At 69.3% G+C, this 17,951-nt stretch carries 17 protein-coding genes; 3 read left to right on the top strand and 14 right to left on the bottom strand.

Translation table 11 applies throughout. From position 1 onward, the window contains the following. Positions 1 to 12 precede the first annotated feature (12 nt). Genes ndk through J4E04_RS07195 form a run of 9 tightly spaced genes read right to left on the bottom strand, consistent with a single transcriptional unit; the run spans position 13 to position 10,330 of the window. Positions 13 to 426 carry a nucleoside-diphosphate kinase gene (gene ndk / locus J4E04_RS07235; protein ID WP_056445877.1) on the bottom strand — a complete coding sequence of 138 codons (414 nt, stop codon included), beginning with the start codon at positions 424 to 426 and terminating at the stop codon, positions 13 to 15. 46 nt (positions 427 to 472) lie between these two features. Next, entirely contained in the window at positions 473 to 871 is a 399-nt protein-coding gene (locus J4E04_RS07230) for a DUF4233 domain-containing protein (RefSeq protein ID WP_490150265.1), read from the bottom strand. Continuing rightward, complete coding sequence (folC, locus tag J4E04_RS07225; RefSeq protein WP_027505664.1) at positions 868 to 2,271, bottom strand: bifunctional tetrahydrofolate synthase/dihydrofolate synthase; 1,404 nt, start codon at positions 2,269 to 2,271, stop codon at positions 868 to 870. The genes J4E04_RS07230 and folC overlap by 4 nt, the downstream gene beginning before the upstream one ends. 29 nt (positions 2,272 to 2,300) lie before the next feature. Next, a complete protein-coding gene (locus J4E04_RS07220; protein WP_490150264.1) occupies positions 2,301 to 4,952 on the bottom strand; it encodes a valine--tRNA ligase in 2,652 nt (883 codons plus the stop codon). A gap of 9 nt (positions 4,953 to 4,961) precedes the next feature. Beyond that, on the bottom strand, positions 4,962 to 7,016 hold the full coding sequence (locus tag J4E04_RS07215) for a S9 family peptidase (protein ID WP_490150263.1): 2,055 nt from the start codon (positions 7,014 to 7,016) through the stop codon (positions 4,962 to 4,964). A gap of 18 nt (positions 7,017 to 7,034) precedes the next feature. Continuing rightward, entirely contained in the window at positions 7,035 to 8,006 is a 972-nt protein-coding gene (locus tag J4E04_RS07210; RefSeq protein WP_222630312.1) for a heme-dependent oxidative N-demethylase family protein, read from the bottom strand. Further along, a complete protein-coding gene (locus J4E04_RS07205; protein WP_222649359.1) occupies positions 8,003 to 8,923 on the bottom strand; it encodes a PDR/VanB family oxidoreductase in 921 nt (306 codons plus the stop codon). The genes J4E04_RS07210 and J4E04_RS07205 overlap by 4 nt, the downstream gene beginning before the upstream one ends. Next, complete coding sequence (locus J4E04_RS07200; protein ID WP_222649360.1) at positions 8,920 to 9,300, bottom strand: dimethylamine monooxygenase subunit DmmA family protein; 381 nt, start codon at positions 9,298 to 9,300, stop codon at positions 8,920 to 8,922. The genes J4E04_RS07205 and J4E04_RS07200 overlap by 4 nt, the downstream gene beginning before the upstream one ends. Positions 9,301 to 9,340: 40 nt before the next feature. Continuing rightward, complete coding sequence (locus J4E04_RS07195) at positions 9,341 to 10,330, bottom strand: iron-siderophore ABC transporter substrate-binding protein (RefSeq protein ID WP_222631375.1); 990 nt, start codon at positions 10,328 to 10,330, stop codon at positions 9,341 to 9,343. A gap of 164 nt (positions 10,331 to 10,494) precedes the next feature. Between J4E04_RS07195 and fdhD the strand changes: the two genes are divergently transcribed. Further along, positions 10,495 to 11,343: a formate dehydrogenase accessory sulfurtransferase FdhD gene (gene fdhD, locus J4E04_RS07190; RefSeq protein WP_222630308.1), complete on the top strand. Its 849-nt coding sequence runs from the start codon at positions 10,495 to 10,497 to the stop codon at positions 11,341 to 11,343. Here fdhD and J4E04_RS07185 read toward each other — a convergent pair. The 3 genes from J4E04_RS07185 to J4E04_RS07175 are packed head-to-tail and all read right to left on the bottom strand — an operon-like array spanning position 11,312 to position 14,076. Then, positions 11,312 to 12,670: an amino acid permease gene (locus J4E04_RS07185; RefSeq protein ID WP_490150262.1), complete on the bottom strand. Its 1,359-nt coding sequence runs from the start codon at positions 12,668 to 12,670 to the stop codon at positions 11,312 to 11,314. The two genes, fdhD and J4E04_RS07185, sit on opposite strands and share 32 nt — an antisense overlap. A gap of 18 nt (positions 12,671 to 12,688) precedes the next feature. Next, positions 12,689 to 13,333 carry a CoA transferase subunit B gene (locus tag J4E04_RS07180; RefSeq protein WP_027505659.1) on the bottom strand — a complete coding sequence of 215 codons (645 nt, stop codon included), beginning with the start codon at positions 13,331 to 13,333 and terminating at the stop codon, positions 12,689 to 12,691. After that, positions 13,330 to 14,076: a CoA transferase subunit A gene (locus J4E04_RS07175; protein ID WP_037185784.1), complete on the bottom strand. Its 747-nt coding sequence runs from the start codon at positions 14,074 to 14,076 to the stop codon at positions 13,330 to 13,332. Before J4E04_RS07175 ends, J4E04_RS07180 begins: the two co-directional genes overlap by 4 nt. A gap of 107 nt (positions 14,077 to 14,183) precedes the next feature. On the opposite strand from J4E04_RS07175, the gene J4E04_RS07170 reads away from it, so the two are divergent. Together J4E04_RS07170 and J4E04_RS07165 are read left to right on the top strand one after the other, a co-directional pair. Continuing rightward, positions 14,184 to 15,005 (top strand): IclR family transcriptional regulator domain-containing protein, encoded by an 822-nt coding sequence (locus J4E04_RS07170; RefSeq protein ID WP_490150261.1) that lies wholly within the window; start codon positions 14,184 to 14,186, stop codon positions 15,003 to 15,005. Positions 15,006 to 15,050: 45 nt separating this feature from the next. Then, a complete protein-coding gene (locus tag J4E04_RS07165; protein WP_056445905.1) occupies positions 15,051 to 16,259 on the top strand; it encodes an acetyl-CoA C-acetyltransferase in 1,209 nt (402 codons plus the stop codon). Here J4E04_RS07165 and J4E04_RS07160 read toward each other — a convergent pair. Together J4E04_RS07160 and clpX are read right to left on the bottom strand one after the other, a co-directional pair. Next, entirely contained in the window at positions 16,256 to 16,525 is a 270-nt protein-coding gene (locus tag J4E04_RS07160; RefSeq protein WP_027505655.1) for an Rdx family protein, read from the bottom strand. The genes J4E04_RS07165 and J4E04_RS07160 overlap by 4 nt on opposite strands. 92 nt (positions 16,526 to 16,617) lie before the next feature. Further along, positions 16,618 to 17,898: an ATP-dependent Clp protease ATP-binding subunit ClpX gene (gene clpX / locus J4E04_RS07155; protein ID WP_027505654.1), complete on the bottom strand. Its 1,281-nt coding sequence runs from the start codon at positions 17,896 to 17,898 to the stop codon at positions 16,618 to 16,620. Positions 17,899 to 17,951 lie beyond the last annotated feature (53 nt).

The following is a 17,951-nucleotide window of genomic DNA, read 5'->3' as shown; positions in this document are numbered from 1 at the left end:
CGAGGTGGAGCGTCAGCCGAGCTCGGGGAACCAGAGCGCGATCTCACGAGCAGCGGACTCGGGCGAGTCGGAGCCGTGGACCAGGTTCTTCTGTCCGTCCAGCGCGAGGTCGGCGCGGATGGTGCCGGGCGTCGCCTTGGCCACGGGGTCGGTGCCACCGGCGATCTGACGGAAGGCCTCGATGGAACGAGGACCCTCGAGCACCGCCGCGACGAGCGGTCCCGAGGTGATGAACTCGATGAGGTCGGGGAAGAACGGCCGCTCGGCGTGCTCGGCGTAGTGCTTCTCCGCCACCTCGCGGTCCACCGTCAGGAGCTTCAGGGCGACGAGGTCGAGCCCCTTGCGCTCGATACGGCCGAGGATGTCGCCGACGTAGCGACGTTCGACGCCGTCCGGCTTGATCAGTACGAGAGTGCGTTCGGTCACGAGCGCTGAGCCTAGAGGACCCTCGATCGGCCCCGGAGCACCGGCGTCATTCTCGCTGGCTCGGCAACCGGCCCTCGGCGATGCGCTTGCGGAGATCGCGGCGCAGATACAGCAGGTACACCCACACGGCGAGGAACAGCACGCCCACGACGGCGATCGACGGGTGCGCGAAGAAGCCGAGGATCACCAGGACCTGCAGCCCGAGATCGAAGGACAGAGCCCACGACCGACCCTGCAGTCCTGCACCGAGCAGCATGACCACGCCCAGCGCGATGATGTACGTCCCACTGATCCACGTGAGTCCGCCGCCGACGGTCGCGACGACCGGGAGGGACAGGAAGACGACGATCGCCTCGAGGACGAGGGTGCCGGCGCAGACGCCGCGGAACCCCTTCCACGGATCGCGTGCGGGCGGCGGGACCTGGCCCGCCTCGGGGACTGTCATACCGGGTCCTTCCCGAAGAGAGTGCGTGCCGCACCGGCGGTCACCACGGATCCCGTGACGACGACGCCGGCACCGGAGACGGCCTCACCCTCGTCCGCGACGTCCTCCGCGATGCCGATCGCGATCTCGAGTGCGTCCGGGAGCGTCTCCGCGACGACGACACGCTCGTCGCCGAACTTGGCCACGGCGGCGTCGGCGAGTGCCTCGACGTCGAGCCCGCGCGGGGAGCCGTTGTGGGTCACGACGATCTCGTCGAGTACGGGTTCGAGTGCCTGCAGAATGCCGTCGACGTCCTTGTCCTTCATCACGGACACGACGCCGACGAGCTTGCGGAAGTCGAACTCGGCCGTCAGCGTCGCGGCGAGTGCGGCGGCGCCGTGCGGGTTGTGCGCGGCGTCGACGAAGACCGTCGGTGCGTTGCGCACCCGCTCGAGTCGGCCCGGGTTCACCACCGAGGCGAAACCCTCGCGCACCGTCTCGACGTCGAGTCCGTGGTCGGCACCCGCGCCGAAGAACGCCTCGACCGCCGCGAGGGCCAGCGAGGCGTTGCGCGCCTGGTGTTCACCGTGGAGCGGAAGGAAGATGTCGTCGTACACGCCGCCGAGGCCGCGGAGCTCGAGCTGCTGACCGCCGACCGCGACGCGACGGGCCAGGACCACGAACTCGGACCCGGCGCGGGCCACCGCCGCGTCCATCTCCACGGCACGCCGCAACAGGACGTCGGTGACCTCGGGTTGCTGCTCGTCGAGAACCGCCACCGTGTCGACCGGATCGAGCCGTTCGGGGGCCTTCTTGATGATGCCGGCCTTCTCCTCGGCGATACCGGCCAGATCGGTACCGAGGTACTCGATGTGGTCGATACCGATCGGGGTGATGACGGAGACCTGCGCGTCCACCACGTTGGTGGCGTCCCACCGCCCGCCGAGACCCACCTCGACGACGGCGACGTCGACCGGGGCCTCCGCGAACGCCGCGAACGCCATCGCGGTCACCACCTCGAACTTGCTCATTCTGGGCCCGCCCGCGGCCTCCGACTGCGCGTCGATCATCTCGACGTACGGCAGGATGTCGCGGTACGTGTCGACGTACTGGCGAGGGGTCAGCGGCACCCCGTCGACCGCGATCCGCTCGGTGGCCAACTGCAGGTGGGGGCTGGTGGTGCGACCGGTGCGCCGGTGGAACGCCCGCAGCAGCGACTCGATCATCCGGGTGACCGACGTCTTGCCGTTGGTGCCCGCGACGTGGATGGACGGGTAGCTCGCCTGCGGGGACCCGAGCAGGTCCATCAGCGCACTGATGCGCGTGAGCGACGGTTCGATGGTCGTCTCGCCCCAGCGCTGGTCCAGTTCGGACTCCACCAGCGTGAACTCGGCGAGATCGACCGGGGAGGGTCCCGTCACCCCCTCCGGCCCGGAGTTTCCCGGATAGCTCACGCCGGCCCCATCTCACGCAGACGTGCGGTGATGCGCTCGACGTCCTCGCGGGCGATCTGCTGCCGTGCGCGGATCTTGTCCACGACCGCCTCGGGGGCCTTGCCGATGAAGGCCTCGTTGCCCAGCTTGGCCGTGGTCGCGGCGAGTTCCTTCTCCGCGGCCGCGAGATCCTTCTCGGCGCGCTTGCGCTCGGCCGCCACGTCGACGGTGCCGGACGTGTCGACGGAGACGACGACGGTACCGAGCGAGAGTCGGACCTCGATGGACGCCGTCTCGGCGAAGTCCTCCTCCGGCTCCGTCAGGAAGGCGAGCGCACGGGTCGCGGGGATCTGTGCCGTGAGGTCCGCCTCCTCGACCCCGAGCAGCCGCGCCGGGACCTTCTGCTTCGGCTTCACGCCCTGGTCGCTGCGGAAGCGGCGCACCTCGGTGATGAGCTTCTGCATGTCGGACACGCGTTGCAACGCGACGGGATCGGCTCCGACCCCGGTCTCCTTCGGCCACGGTGCGACCACGATGCTCTCGCCGCCCGTGAGCGCCTTCCAGAGCGTCTCGGTGACGAACGGGACGACCGGATGCAGCAGGCGGAGAATGGAGTCGAGCACGACACCGAGGACGATACGAGTGGGTTCCGCCGCGCTCTCCGACGAGAACTGCACCTTGGCCAGTTCGAGGTACCAGTCGCAGACCTCGTCCCAGGCGAAGTGGTACAGCGCCTCGCACGCCTTGCCGAACTCGTAGCGGTCCAGCGCGTCGTCCACCTCGGCGCGTACCGTCGCCAGCCGGTCGAGGATCCAGCGGTCGGCGTCCGTGAGCGTCTCGCGGGCCGGGAGATCCTGCACCACAGCGCCGTTCATCAACGCGAACTTGGTGGCGTTGAACAGCTTGGTGGCGAAGTTGCGCGAACTCTGCGCGTTGTCCTCGCCCACCGAGAGGTCACCGCCGGGATGCGCGCCGCGCGCCAGCGTGAAACGCAGTGCATCCGCACCGAATCGGTCGACCCAGTCGAGAGGGTCGATGCCGTTGCCCTTCGACTTCGACATCTTGCGGCCGAACTCGTCACGCACCAGCCCGTGCAGGAACACGTCGCGGAACGGCACCGGACCGGGCAGCTCGTCGCCGACGGTGGTGCCGAACATCATCATGCGGGCGACCCAGAAGAACAGGATGTCGTAACCCGTGACGAGAACGCTGGTGGGATAGAACTTCTCGAGGTCGGGAGTGCGGTCGGGCCAGCCCATCGTCGAGAAGGGCCACAGGCCGGACGAGAACCACGTGTCCAACACGTCCGGGTCCTGCACCCAGCCCTCGGGCGGCGTCTCGTCGGGGCCCAGGCAGACCGTCTCACCGTCGGGTCCGTACCAGATGGGGATGCGGTGCCCCCACCACAGCTGGCGCGAGATGCACCAGTCGTGCATGTCGTCCACCCAGGCGAACCACCGCGGTTCCTGACTCTTCGGGTGCACCACGGTGCGCCCGTCGCGCACGGCGTCGCCGGCGGAGGCCGCCAACGTGGTGACGTTCACCCACCACTGGAGGGAGAGTCGCGGCTCGATGGGCTCGCCGCTGCGCTCGGAGTGGCCGACACTGTGGACGTACGGACGCTTCTCGGCGACGACGCGGCCCTGCTCCGCGAGTGCCTCGCGCACGGCGACACGAGCCTCGAAGCGGTCCATACCGTCGAACTGCGTTCCGGTGTCGGCGATCCGGCCCGAGGTGTCCATGATCGACGGCATCGGCAAGCTGTGCCGGAGACCCATCTCGAAGTCGTTGGGGTCGTGTGCCGGCGTGATCTTCACGGCGCCGGTGCCGAACTCGGGGTCGACGTAGTCGTCGGCGACGACCGGGATCTCCCGGTCGAGGAACGGGTGCGGAAGCGTCGTTCCCACCAGGTCCCGGTAGCGCTCGTCGTCGGGGTGAACGGCGACGGCGGTGTCGCCGAGCATCGTCTCGACACGAGTGGTGGCGACCACCACGTGCGGTTCGTCGTCGTTCAACGATCCGTAGCGCAGCGAGACCAGTTCGCCCTCGACGTCCTCGTACTTGACCTCGATGTCGGAGATCGCCGTCTTCAGCACCGGCGACCAGTTGACGAGGCGCTCGGCGCGGTAGATCAGGCCACGATCGTGGAGCAGCTTGAACATGGTCTGGACAGCACGCGAGAGGCCCTCGTCCATCGTGAACCGCTCGCGGCTCCAGTCGACGCCGTCACCGATCCGGCGCATCTGCTCGCCGATGGTGCCGCCGGACTCACGCTTCCACTCCCACACCTTCTCGATGAAGGCGTCCCGACCCAGTTCGTCCTTGGACGTTCCCTCGGCGACGAGTTGCTTCTCCACGAGCGACTGCGTGGCGATGCCCGCGTGGTCCATGCCGGGAAGCCACAGCACCTCGTAGCCCTGCATCCGCTTGCGACGGGACAGGACGTCCATCAATGTGTGATCGAGGGCGTGGCCCATGTGCAGGCTGCCGGTGACGTTGGGCGGCGGGAGCACGATCGAGTACCCCGGCTTCGCGCTGTCCGGATCGGCGACGAAGTACCCGGAGTCGACCCATCCCTGGTAGAGGCCTGCTTCCACGTCACCGGGATTCCAGGCCTTGGGCAGGCGGTCGGCAGGGTTCTCGTCGGGCGCTGTCGTCGATCTGGTCACCGGGTGATTCTAGTGCGCGTCGGGATCGACGGTCCGGCCCGGTCGCGCCGCGAGGATCTCGGGCATCGGAGTGGATTGTCCGAGTACGTGCTCGGCCAGGAAGGCGTGCACGGCGCCGTACCAGACGGCGGTGTGCTGCGGCGAGAGGATCCAGTGGTTCTCGTCGGGGAAGTACAGGAACCGGTGCACGGTCTCCCCGTTCTCGTCGGCGGGAGAACCGGACTCGGACAACAGCTCCCACCACAACCGCAGCGCTTCGCCCACGGGCACGCGATAGTCCTTGTCGCCGTGGATCACCAGCATCGGGGTGACGATGTCCGCGACGGCCAGGTGCGGTGAGTTCTCGAACGCCATCTCCGGCGTCATCTCGTGCGCCCAGTACGACGCCTCGTCGGTGGTGGGACCGAACTGGTCCAGCGCCCACAGACCGGCGTGCGAGACGATCGCCCGGAAGCGGTCGGTGTGACCTGCGACCCAGTTGGCCATGTAGCCGCCGAACGAGCCGCCCATCATCGCCGTGCGCGTGGAGTCGATGTCCTCGCGTTGCTCGACGGCGTCGGTGACGGCCATCAGGTCCGTGTAGGGCTCCGTCCCCCATCGGCCCCAGCCGCGCTGCACGAACGCCTGCCCGTACCCGGTGGACAGTGCCGGATCGGGGAGCAGGACGGCGAATCCCTGGGCCACCAGCATCCACGGATTCCAGCGCCACGACCAGGCGTTCCACGATCCGAGCGGTCCGCCGTGCGCCCACAGCACCAGCGGCGCGGGCCAGTCGGCGGACGTGCCCGTGGGGAGAGCCAACCAGGCGCGCACCCGCACACCGTCCTCGGCGGTGGTCTCGATGTCCTCGAGGGTGCCCGGCAGTGCCGGCGTGGCGGCCGGTGATCGCAGCTCGGTCGCCGCACCGTCGACGAGCGTGATCCGGACCGGATGCGGCGGAACGAGATACGACGAGCGCAGCGCGTGGACGACATCACCGTCCGGAGCCGGGCGCAGGTCGGTGTAGGCGTGGTCGTCCTGCGTCAGGCGGCGGGCCGCGTCGCGCGTCACGACGAAGATCGGTGCCCGGCCGTCGTCGTCCGCCGTCACCAGGATGCTGCGCCCGTCGGCGGACCACACCGGCGACGACGGCCACCGGTCCCACCCGGCCGCCCACTGCTCCGGCAGCCCGGTCGTCAGGTCGAGGACGTGCAGCGTGGTCCGCGGCGCCGCATCCGGTTCCGGATGCGTCTCGCGCACAAAGGCGACGCGCGTTCCGTCCGGCGAGACGGCAGGGGCTCCGACGTCGGCCACCGGGTCGTCGACCAGCACGGCGTCGGCACCGTCCGAGGTGTCGATCCGGACGAGCACGTGCCGTGTGGTGGCATCGGCTCCCGCGACCCTGCGTGTGGCCACCAGCCACGAGCCGTCGGGAGCCACCGCGACGGAGGTGTCGCGGTACGCGCCGCCGCCCGCCGAACCGCCGGGTCGCGGCGTCACCGTCCGCAGTGCGACGTCGGTGTCCTCAGTGTCGCCGAGGTTCCCCACGAAGACGTGCGTGGACGCCGGACCGAGGTCGCTGTCCCAGTGCCGCATCGGATATCCGCTGTGCAGGATCGCGGAGACGGCCTTGTCCTTCCGCAGCGCGCGCAGCGTCTCGTCACGGTCGACGTCGCCCAGAACCTCACCGGAGACAGCGAACACCGGCGCGTCGGTCGCGGCCACGACTCCCCCGACCCCTCCGCCGCGGTGCGCGACTCTGCGGGCCTCTCCGCCCCGCGCGGACAGCGCCCACACCGCGGACGGTGCGTCGTCGTCACCGGACGCCGCTCGCACGAAGAGCAGGTCGCCGTTCGCGGCGAAGGTCGGTGCGGAGTCACCTGTGGCGGACCGGGTGAGCCGGCGCGGCGCCGACGTGCCGTCCGTCGCGATGGACCACAGACTCGAGACGTACTTCGTCCGTGCGGCATTCAGCTCGGACATCGTGGTGACGAGCGACGCTCCGTCGACGGACAGTGCGAGCCCCGCGATGCGGGGAAGGTCGAGGTAGGCGTCGGGAGTCCGGAAAGCGCTCGCGTCGGTCATGCCCCCGAACCTAGGCGATCACCCGAGCACCGCGCGACGTCTGCTCCGCCACCAGCGGTCGATCGCCGGTCGCAGCGCGGTCAGCCCCTTGTAGTCGGCCATGTCACGCGGCAGCTCCGCGGTGACCGCGACGACGCGCTCCGCCCAGCCGGGCACCGCCGCGAGTTCGTCGAGCGAGGCCTGATGGGTGCGGATGAGGAAGAGGATCGCACCGGACGGAGCGAGGCGCGTCAGGTGCTGCACCTCGACCCGCAGGCAGAGGCGCCGGCCGACCTCGTCGACGGACGCGGTCTCGAGGTGCCGTCGCGCGGGTGCCCACTCCCCGCGCGTCTCCAGAGAGGCGTCGAGCCGATGATCGACCCCGAGCGACCAGTTGGTGCGCCGCACGATCGCTCCCGCACCCAGCCCGAGGAGGAACGCGCGCGCCCGCGCCACGACCCCTTCCTCCCGCACACGCGGGACGGGACCGTGGATGTCCTCGAAGCTCGCACCCAGAGCGAAGTTCACGGACCACCCCGACGCGAACGTCACCACGCCCGCGTCGGCGAACAGCTCGCCCCTGCGGGTGTCGAGCAGGACGAGATCGTCCGGGGTCTCCCCCGCCGCCAGCAGCAGTGGGTCGACGCTCGGGTCACCTCTGGCGACGTCGATGCTGGTGCCGGACAATCTGTTCGAGAAACGGACACGCCCGTCGTCGAGATCGAGCGTCGTCTCGTCGGGCATGCTGCGGTGCAGTTCGGTCAGCACCGTCTCGAGCGCGTCCCACCCGGCCGGCGCCATGTGCGGCAACGACACCGCTCGCCGGGGGTCCCGTGCGAGGATGCGGGCGCGTTCGGCCAGCGCGCCCCGATAGTCGGTGCCCGGTTCGACGACGTGCTCACCCCAGCCGCCCGCGGCGGTCCGATGAGCCGTGCGCGCCGGTTCGAGATTCGTGCTGTACCGGTACGTGTCACCGTCGAAGGGGAACGGGAAGGCCCGTAGGTCGGTCACAGGTCCACCACCAGACGGTCCCCCGCGGCGCGGGACACGCAGACCATCATCGAATCCGACCGTGTGCGTTCGTCGTCGGACAGGAACAGGTCGCGATGATCGACGGCGCCCGCGAGCACGGGCGTCCGACACCGACCGCAGACACCGTGACGACACTGCCGGTCGACGGACACGGCGGCAGTGTCGAGGACGTCCAGCACCGACTCGTCGGCCGACACCGGCAGGGTGCGACCGCTGCGCGCGAGTTCGAGCACGAACGACCGGCGAGGAGTATCGGGGCGGATGAACGCCTCGGTGTGCAGACGGCTCTCCGGCCAGCCCACCGCACGCGCGGCAGTCAGCGTCGCTTCGACGAGAGAGGGTGGCCCGCAGACGAACAGGTGAGTTCCCAGTGGCTGCCGGGTGAGCGCGTCCGCCAGTCCGCTCGTGAAGTCCTCGCGGGTGGTGCTGATCCGCGCATCGCACGACGTGGCCACGTCCTCGGCGAACGCGCCGCGTTCCGGCCGGTGGACGTAGTGCACCTCGGCGGTCGACCCGAGCCACCGCGCCAGGGACAGGATCGGCGTGATGCCGATCCCGCCGGCCACCAGCAGGTGCCTCCGCGCACGGAGAACCGGAGCGAAGGTGCTGCGCGGAGTGTCGACCTCGACGAGGTCACCCGGGCGCCGGCTCTGCAGCCATCGCGACCCGGCGCCGACGGCGAGTACCGCGCACGAGTAGAGGGACGGGGCGTGCGGCGGCCCGATCAGGGAATAGGCGTTGTACGGGGCGGACGCGTCGTCGCCGCAGCGCACCACCACGTGGCTTCCGGGCACGAACGACGGCAGCGCGTCCCCCGAGCGCAGCGGCGCGAGGTCGATGCGCCGCACCGCACCGTCCGGAGTGACCGCGGTCGAGTGGACCACCCGCAGTGTCACGACGCGGCGTCCGGAACGCCGAGGCGAGCAGCGAGACGGCTCGAGACATGGTCGGTCACCACGAGATTCGCACCGCAGGACCCACAGGGCGGTGCCGGTCCGACCGTTCCGCACACCGGGCAGTAGACGTCGACACTGCCGTCCTGCGTGACGACGACGGAGATCTCGTCGGGTTCTGCGCCCGCCCGCAGCGCTCGCTCGCGGTAGACCGCGACATGGGCTGCGGAACCGATCAGCACACAGCGCCAGCCGACCACCGCACGGTCCGTCTCGGCGTCGAACCACGCGTCCGACTCCGGACCTCGCACCGCGAATCGGCCCGGGCTCTCACCGGCCGAGTCCAGACGGTCGGCGTCGCCGATGATCAGCACGGTCACGCCGCCGACAGTACCGCCGGCCGATCCGCGACCGGGCGTGTCAGCGCACGAGAGGTGCCAGCCGACCGGGGATCTCCTGCAACGCGAACGGCAGGCTGAGCACGGTGCTCCACGCCATGGCCTCGGCCGCCTCGTCCTCGAGAATGATCACGCGATTCTCCTGGACGGCGGACAGCTGCTGGTAGACGGGAGTGGCCGCCAGCTCGGCACGAAGCTTGTCACCGAAGCCGCCACCGGCGTACCAGACGAGCACGTCGACGTCGGCGAGAGACAACTGCTCGGTGCTCACGGTGGCGAAGTTGCGCTCGCCCACCTGGTCGACGACCGGCGGATTCACGAAGCCCAGTTCGTTGAGGAAGCGCACCTTCGGGTCCTGCGCGCCGTAGACACCGAACTGTCCGGGCCCCTGCAGCGCTCCGAGCAGCACCGTCTTGCCGGCGAACGACGGGTTGGCGGCAGCCGTGTCGGCGAACTCGCGCTCGAGATCGGTGATCAGCGTGCTCGCCTGATCAGCCCGACCGAGCGCCTGGCCGAGCAGTGCGGTCTGGTCGCGCCACGGAATGCCGTAGTCGACGAAACCGGTCGGCTGGGTGACGGTCGGGGCGAGCTGGGACAGCGAGTCGAACTCCGACTGCGTGATACCGGCATAGGTACCGACGATGAGATCGGGGCCTGCCGACGCCACCTTCTCCACGTCGATGCCCTCGGACGCGGTCCCGACGATCGCCGGTGCGGCGCCCCCCAGCGCAGACTGCGCCCAGGGCCAGGTCGCGGACGGGTAGTCGCCGTACCAGTCGAACACTCCGACCGGAACGACACCCAGCGCGAGCAGGGTGTCCTGGTCGTTGTACCCGACGCTGACGACGCGCTGCGGATCCGACGGCACGCTGACCTCGCCGTACTTCGTGGACACGGTCGCGCCGGAGTCCTGCGATCCGCCGGAGTCCGAACTGCTGCACGCAGCGGCCACCGCGACGATCGCGCCGGTGGCACCGAGGAGGAAAGAACGACGTGAGACGCCGGCCGACATGGCCATGGTGAGGTGGTCCCTTCGATGGACGGCGGGGACCCAGCCCCCCTGGTGTAGGCAAGGCTAACTTATGCACCGCCGCCTCGGACACGGGTCCGTCCGCGCGCCGGGCCGACGCGGGTCCACTATGGAGTGATGAGCACGTTGCACGAGAGCCACCACTGATGGGCCGCGCCACCGTCCGCCGACCGGTCGTCCGCATCCGCGGACCACACCGCTCGTCACGGCCCGACACCGTGGTCGCCGAGGAACCGTTGGAGTTACGCGTCGGCGGCAAGGCGTTGGCCGTCACCATGCGTACGCCCGGACACGACGTCGAACTCGCGCACGGGTTCCTCGCCACCGAGGGCGTCATCGGCGGCCGCGACGACATTCTGGCCGCACGGTACTGCGACGGTGTCGACGACGAGGGGCTCAACACCTACAACGTGCTCGATCTCGCTCTGGCACCGCACGTCCCACCACCCGACCCCGGGGTCGAACGGAACTTCTACACGACGTCGTCCTGCGGCGTCTGCGGCAAGGCGTCACTCGATGCGGTGCGGCTCAAGACCCGCCACTCCCCCGGAGCCGACGGCGCGACAGTCACGACGACCGTCCTGACCACGCTCCCGGACACCCTCCGCGAGCACCAGCGCATCTTCGCGTCCACGGGCGGGCTGCACGCGGCCGCGCTCTTCGACACGGACGGCACGCTTCTCGCGGTGCGGGAGGACGTCGGCCGACACAACGCCGTGGACAAGGTGATCGGGTGGGCGGTGCTCGAAGGACGGGTTCCCCTCACGGGAACGGTGCTCATGGTCAGCGGACGCGCATCCTTCGAGCTCGCGCAGAAGGCCGTCATGGCCGGGATCCCGATCCTCGCCGCAGTGTCCGCGCCGTCGTCGCTCGCCGTCGACCTCGCCGACGAGTCCGGCCTGACTGTCGTCGGCTTCCTCCGCGGAGACGGTATGAACGTCTACACCCACGCCCACCGTGTGATCAGCGAGCCGCCGCCCGACGACGCCCGGTGACCAGACCGACGACGGTCAACAGCACGACCACCGCGAGGGTGGCGAGTACCTGACGACGGGACGACGCGTCCGTCAGCATGAGCACGGTCAGGCCCACGAGGAGCGCGAGCGCCACCCAGCTGAGGTACGGGAACGCCCACATGCGAACGGGCAGTGGACCTGCCGCCTCCAGACGGCGTCGTAGTCGTAGCTGCGACGCCACCGTCACCGCCCAGATCGCCAACAGGGACGCGCCCACGGCGTTGAGCAGAAACGTCAGCAGACCGTCGAGGTCGAGATAGTTCAGCAGCACGGCCACGAAGCCGAAGAACACCGAGACGAGCAGCGCGGCACGCGGGACCCCCGACGCATCCACCCGCGCCAACGGCCCCCTCCGGCCTTCCCGCAGCGCCAGCGAGTACATCATCCGGCTGGTCGCGTAGATCTGCGCGTTGAAGGCACTGAGCAGAGACAGCACGATGACGGCCTCCATGAAGCCGACCACCCCGGAGAGGTTCGCCTGCTGCAGCACCAGCGTGAACGGGCTCTCCGCGGCCGACTGCGCCTCGTCGAGACGGTTCCACGGCAGCAGCAACGTGATCACCAGGATCGACCCGAGGTAGAAGACGCTGATGCGCCACACGACGCTGCGCACCGCGCGCCCCACCGACAGGGCCGGGTCCTTCGACTCGGCCGCCGCGATGGTCACGATCTCGATGCCGCCGAAGGCGAACGCCACGACCAGCAGCCCCGCGGCGATGCCCGAGACGCCATTGGGCGCGAACCCACCGAGACCGGTGAAGTTGGCGGCGCCGACAGGGGCCGAACCGGGGAGCAGGCCGAACACCAGCAACGTCCCGACGACGAGGAACCCGATGATGACGGTGACCTTGATGGCGGCGAACCAGAACTCGAACTCGCCGAAGTTCGACACCTTCGCGAGGTTGACCGCGGCGAAGACGACCATGGCCACGAGGGCGGGGATCCACGGATCCACACCGAACCATGCACCCATGAAGGCTGCGGCGCCGGTCATCTCGGCACCCATGACCATGACGAGGGTGAACCAGTACAGCCAGCCGGTGACGAAGCCGGCGGTGCGGCCGAACGCCATCTCGGCGTAGGTCGAGAACGATCCCGACGACGGCGAGGCGGCGGCCATCTCGCCGAGCATGCGCATGACGAGGATCACGAGGAAGCCGGCGATGGCGTAGGACAGGAGGACGGCGGGTCCCGCGGCGGCGATGCCGGCGCCGGTGCCCAGGAACAGCCCGGCGCCGATCGCGGAGCCGAGGCCCATCATCGTCAGGTGGCGGACCTTCAGTCCGTCGGTGAGTGAGTCGACCATGAGAAGGAAACGGTAACGCTACGTCCGGACGCGGACCTCGGCGCCCGTCGCCGCGAGGACGTCGTCGACCCCCACGCCGGGTGCGGTCTCGATCAGTTCGAGCCCGTCCGCCGTGACGTCGATGACCGCCAGATCGGTGATGATGCGGTGCACGCAGCCGCGACCGGTGAGCGGGAGCGTGCACCTCTCGACGATCTTGGGCTCCCCGCTGCGGGAGACGTGTTCCATCATCACGATGACGCGTCGCGCTCCGTGGACCAGGTCCATCGCGCCGCCCATCCCCTTGACCATGTGGCCGGGGATCATCCAGTTGGCGAGATCACCGCGGCTGTCCACCTGCATCGCGCCGAGGACGGCGACGTCCACGGCGCCGCCGCGGATCATGCCGAAGGACTGTGCCGAGTCGAAGAACGAGGCCCCCGGGAGCACGGTGACGGTCTCCTTGCCGGCATTGATCAGCTCGGGATCGAGTTCGTCCTCGGTGGGGTACGGGCCCACGCCCAGAACTCCGTTCTCCGAGTGCAGGATCACGGTCCTGTCGGGGGGAATGTGGGCCGGGATCAACGTGGGCATACCGATGCCCAGGTTCACGTACTGCCCGTCCTCGAGTTCGGCGGCCACCCGTGCCGCCATCTCGTCCCGTGTGCGGGGAGTCGGGGTCATGACCGCACCGTCCTGCGCTCGATCCCGACCGTCACGGGCCCGACGACGACGACGCGCTGAACGTGGATTCCGGGCGTGTGCACGTCCTCGGGCGTCAGCTCCCCCGGCTCGACCAGATGCTCCACCTGGGCGATGGTGATGCGCCCCGACTCCGCTGCCGGTGGATTGAAGTTGCGGGCGCTGGCCCGGTAGACGAGATTGCCGTACCGATCACCCTTCCAGGCGTGCACCAGTGCGAAGTCGGCGGCGATCCCGCGCTCGAGGACATGGGTGACACCGTCGAACTCGCGCGTCTCCTTCGGGGCCGAGGCGAGAGCGACCCCGCCGGCGCCGTCGTACCGCTGTGGCAGCCCGCCCTCGGCGACCTGGGTCCCCACCCCCGCGGGGGTGAAGAAGGCCGGGACTCCGGCGCCGCCCGCTCGCAGCCGCTCGGCGAGCGTGCCCTGCGGTGTCAGCTCCACTTCGAGCTCACCGCCGAGGTACTGGCGGGCGAACTCCTTGTTCGACCCGACGTACGAGCTGACGGTCCTGCGGATCCGGCCCTGCTCCAACAGGATTCCCAACCCGAAGCCGTCGGTCCCGCAGTTGTTGCTGATGGTCTCGAGATCGGTCGCACCCTGATCGAGCAGTGCAGCGATCAAAAGCTCCGGCACACCGACCAGACCGAATCCGCCCACCGCGATCGACGATCCGCTCGGGATGTCGGCCACCGCCTCGGCGGCCGAGGCCACCACCTTGTTCATCATGACCGTGACCCTAACGCACTGTTCGACAAGTGAACAGAAGTCCGCGATGCGAACACTGTGCTTCAATGAGACACGCGCATCCGAGCCGACGAGGAGTGGACCCCATGATCGAGCCCGCACCGCCGCAGACCCGCGCTGCCGCCGCGGATCACGTGCAGTCCCTCGCCCGCGGACTCGCGGTGATCCGGGCCTTCGACGCGGACCATCCCCGTCGCACGCTGTCCGAGGTCGCCCGAGCCACCGATCTCACCCGCGCCACGGCCCGTCGCTTCCTGCTCACCCTGGTCGAACTCGGGTACGTCCGCACCGACGGCACCACCTTCGCGCCGACTCCGAGGGTCCTCGATCTCGGCTACTCGTACCTCTCGTCGCTCTCGCTCCCCGAGATCGCCGGACCGCATCTCGAGGCATTGACCGCGCGCGTGCACGAGTCCTCGTCGGTGTCCGTCCTGGACGACCTCGACGTCGTCTACGTCGCCCGGGTCCCGGTGAGCCGCATCATGACCGTGTCCATCACCATCGGCACCCGTTTCCCCGCCTACGCCACCTCGATGGGCAGAGTCCTGTGGGCCGGTGTCGACGAGAACGCTCTCGCGAACCTTCTCGCGCGCACCGACCTCCGCGACCTCACGGGACGGACGGTGACGACGGAGTCGAGCCTGCGCGCCGAACTCGATCTCGTTCGGACACAGGGCTTCTGCATCGTCGATCAGGAACTCGAGATCGGACTCCGCTCGGTCGCCGCGCCGCTGCACGGGCACGGCGGAGCCGTCACCGCCGCGGTCAACATCAGCACGCCCGCGGCGCGCTACTCGCTCGACGAGTTGAGGACCACCGTCGTGCCGGCGCTGCTGAGCACCGCGGCCGCCATCGACGCCGATCTCGCCCGCGTCGCGTCGCGGTCGGACGCAGCCCGCACCTCCTGACCTCTCCCCCCACCCGAACACCGACACACGAGACGAGACCACGCCATGCTCGACGCCGTCATCTGCGCTCCGCTGCGCACCCCCGTGGGCCGCTTCGGCGGGGCCCTGAAGACCGTTCCCGCAGCGGACCTCGCGTCTGCCGTGATCATCGAGATCCTCTCGCGCACCGGGCTGTCCGGCGCCGACATCGACGACGTGATCCTCGGGCAGGGCGCACCGAACGGCGAGGCACCGGCGATCGGACGCGTCGCCGCACTCGATGCGGGGCTCGGCATCGGCGTTCCCGGCCGCCAGGTCGACCGCCGCTGCGGGTCCGGGCTGCAGGCCGTTCTCGATGCCTGCATGCAGGTCTCCACGGGCGTGAGCGACGTCGTGCTCGCGGGCGGCGTGGAGTCGATGAGCTCCACCGAGTTCTACACCGACGGTGTGCGGTGGGGCGTCGGCGCCGACTCCGTGCCCCTCCAGGACAGGCTCGCACGGGCCCGGATCACGGCCGGCGGCACACACTTTCCCGTGCCCGGTGGGATGATCGAGACGGCCGAGAACCTCCGCGAGCAGTACGGTGTGCCCCGCGCCGACCAGGACGCCTTCGCGGTGCAGTCCCACCAGCGCGCCGTCGCGGCGCAACGGAGCGGCGTCTTCGCCGAGGAGATCGTGCCCGTCACGGTGCCTCGGCGCAGGGGCGATCCCGTCGTCGTCACCGACGACGAGCACCCACGAGCCGACACCACCCTCGAGTCGCTGTCCCGGCTCCGCCCGATCCGCGGGACGATCGATCCGGAATCGACAGTCACCGCCGGCAACGCCAGCGGTCAGAACGACGGCGCCGCGCTCTGCCTCGTCACCACGGCGGACAGGGCCGCAGCGCTGGGGCTGACACCCCTGGTCCGACTCGCCGGATGGGCGGTGGCCGGTGTCGCGCCGGCGACGATGGGCATCGGCCCGGTCCCGGCGACGGCCGCCGTTCTCGGCCGGCTCGGCCTCACCCTCGACGACATGGACGTCGTCGAACTGAACGAGGCGTTCGCCGCCCAGGTGTTGTCGGTGCTGACCGAATGGTCGATGGACCCCGCCGACCCTCGGCTCAACCCGCACGGCTCGGGCATCTCCCTCGGCCACCCGGTCGGCGCGACCGGCGCACGCATCCTGACCACCCTCGCTCACGAGATGGTGCGACGAGACGTGCGGTACGGCCTCGAGACGATGTGCATCGGCGGCGGCCAGGGACTCGCGGCGGTGTTCGAGCGCGTCTAGGGACGGTCCGCGTGCCCGAGGTCGCGCTCCGGGTCGACCTCGTCTCGAACGAGTTGCTTCAGGACGGTGATCTCGGGAAAACCGCCGCGCTCCTTGCGATCCCACACCACGGACTCCCCCACCACGACGCGGAAGACTCCGCCGGTGCCGGGAATCAGCGCCACCTCGGTGAGGTCGGATCCGAAGGTCTGCAGCAGTTCCTGCGCCATCCATCCGGCTCGCAGGAGCCACTGACACTGGGTGCAGTACGTGATCGCGACGCGCATGGCGGCGACCCTACCCCCGACGTTCCAGAGCCCCGACGCACGAGAGCCCCGGCGACCATCGGTCGTCGGGGCTCTCGATCGAGCTGAGGGGGTCAGGCGCTCTTCTCGCGCCGTTCCGGCCGGTCCGGCTTGCGCGGCACGATGGTGGGGAGCACGTTGTCGTTCACGGTCTCCGCCGTCACGACCACCTTCGCCACGTCGTCACGACTGGGGATGTCGAACATGACCGGGTTGAGCACTTCCTCCATGATCGCGCGCAGTCCACGAGCGCCCGTGCCGCGATGGATGGCCTGCTCGGCCATCGCGTCCAGCGCGTCCGGGGTGAACTCCAATTCGACACCGTCCATGTCGAACAGGCGCGTGTACTGCTTCACCAGAGCGTTCTTCGGCTCCGACAGGATGGTCACGAGGGACTCCTTGTCGAGATGCGTGACCGACGCGACGACCGGCAGGCGACCGATGAACTCGGGAATCAGACCGAACTTGATCAGATCCTCGGGCATGACCTCGGCGAAGTGGTCCTGCGTGTCGATCTCGGCCTTGGAGTGGACCTCGGCGCCGAAGCCGAGGCCGCGCTTGCCGATGCGGTCCGACACGATCTTCTCGAGCCCGGCGAACGCACCGGCGACGATGAAGAGCACGTTGGTCGTGTCGATCTGGATGAACTCCTGGTGCGGGTGCTTGCGTCCACCCTGCGGCGGGACACTGGCCTGCGTGCCCTCGAGGATCTTGAGCAGGGCCTGCTGCACACCCTCGCCGGAGACGTCGCGCGTGATCGACGGGTTCTCGCTCTTGCGAGCGATCTTGTCGACCTCGTCGATGTAGATGATGCCGGTCTCGGCACGCTTGACGTCGTAGTCCGCGGCCTGGATCAGCTTGAGGAGGATGTTCTCGACGTCCTCACCGACGTACCCCGCCTCGGTCAACGCGGTGGCGTCGGCGATGGCGAACGGGACGTTCAGCATCTTCGCCAGCGTCTGCGCGAGGTAGGTCTTGCCGCAACCGGTGGGGCCGAGCATCAGGATGTTGGACTTGGCCAGTTCCACGGTCTCACCACGGGCGTCACGGGCCTTGTCGCCGGCCTGGATGCGCTTGTAGTGGTTGTAGACCGCAACGGCGAGACGACGCTTCGCCGTGTCCTGACCGATGACGTAGTTCTCCAGGAAGTCGCGGATCTCCGCGGGCTTGGGCAACTCGTCGAGCTTGACCTCGCTCGACTCGGCCAGTTCTTCCTCGATGATCTCGTTGCACAGATCGATGCACTCGTCACAGATGTAGACACCTGGTCCGGCAATGAGCTTCTTGACCTGCTTCTGGCTCTTTCCGCAGAAAGAGCACTTGAGCAGATCACCACCGTCACCGATGCGTGCCATGAGCGTTAGTCCTCACTAGTGAAAGAGAATCTCTGCGTGCGACCGTACCCGCC

Source organism: Rhodococcus sp. NFXS4 (assembly GCF_058139645.1).
Note: the sequence above shows the minus strand (reverse complement) of the source record. Positions and strands in the feature narration are given on the sequence as shown.

What these genes read in the sequence shown, in the direction of transcription:
- J4E04_RS07165 (WP_056445905.1), top strand. Translation starts at nt 15,051, where the DNA reads ATGCTCGACGCCGTCATCTGCGCTCCGCTGCGCACCCCCGTGGGCCGC.
- clpX (WP_027505654.1), bottom strand. Translation starts at nt 17,898, where the DNA reads ATGGCACGCATCGGTGACGGTGGTGATCTGCTCAAGTGCTCTTTCTGC.
- fdhD (WP_222630308.1), top strand. Translation starts at nt 10,495, where the DNA reads ATGGGCCGCGCCACCGTCCGCCGACCGGTCGTCCGCATCCGCGGACCA.
- J4E04_RS07185 (WP_490150262.1), bottom strand. Translation starts at nt 12,670, where the DNA reads ATGGTCGACTCACTCACCGACGGACTGAAGGTCCGCCACCTGACGATG.
- J4E04_RS07195 (WP_222631375.1), bottom strand. Translation starts at nt 10,330, where the DNA reads ATGTCGGCCGGCGTCTCACGTCGTTCTTTCCTCCTCGGTGCCACCGGC.
- J4E04_RS07160 (WP_027505655.1), bottom strand. Translation starts at nt 16,525, where the DNA reads ATGCGCGTCGCGATCACGTACTGCACCCAGTGTCAGTGGCTCCTGCGA.
- J4E04_RS07180 (WP_027505659.1), bottom strand. Translation starts at nt 13,333, where the DNA reads ATGACCCCGACTCCCCGCACACGGGACGAGATGGCGGCACGGGTGGCC.
- J4E04_RS07230 (WP_490150265.1), bottom strand. Translation starts at nt 871, where the DNA reads ATGACAGTCCCCGAGGCGGGCCAGGTCCCGCCGCCCGCACGCGATCCG.
- J4E04_RS07175 (WP_037185784.1), bottom strand. Translation starts at nt 14,076, where the DNA reads ATGAACAAGGTGGTGGCCTCGGCCGCCGAGGCGGTGGCCGACATCCCG.
- J4E04_RS07215 (WP_490150263.1), bottom strand. Translation starts at nt 7,016, where the DNA reads ATGACCGACGCGAGCGCTTTCCGGACTCCCGACGCCTACCTCGACCTT.
- J4E04_RS07170 (WP_490150261.1), top strand. Translation starts at nt 14,184, where the DNA reads ATGATCGAGCCCGCACCGCCGCAGACCCGCGCTGCCGCCGCGGATCAC.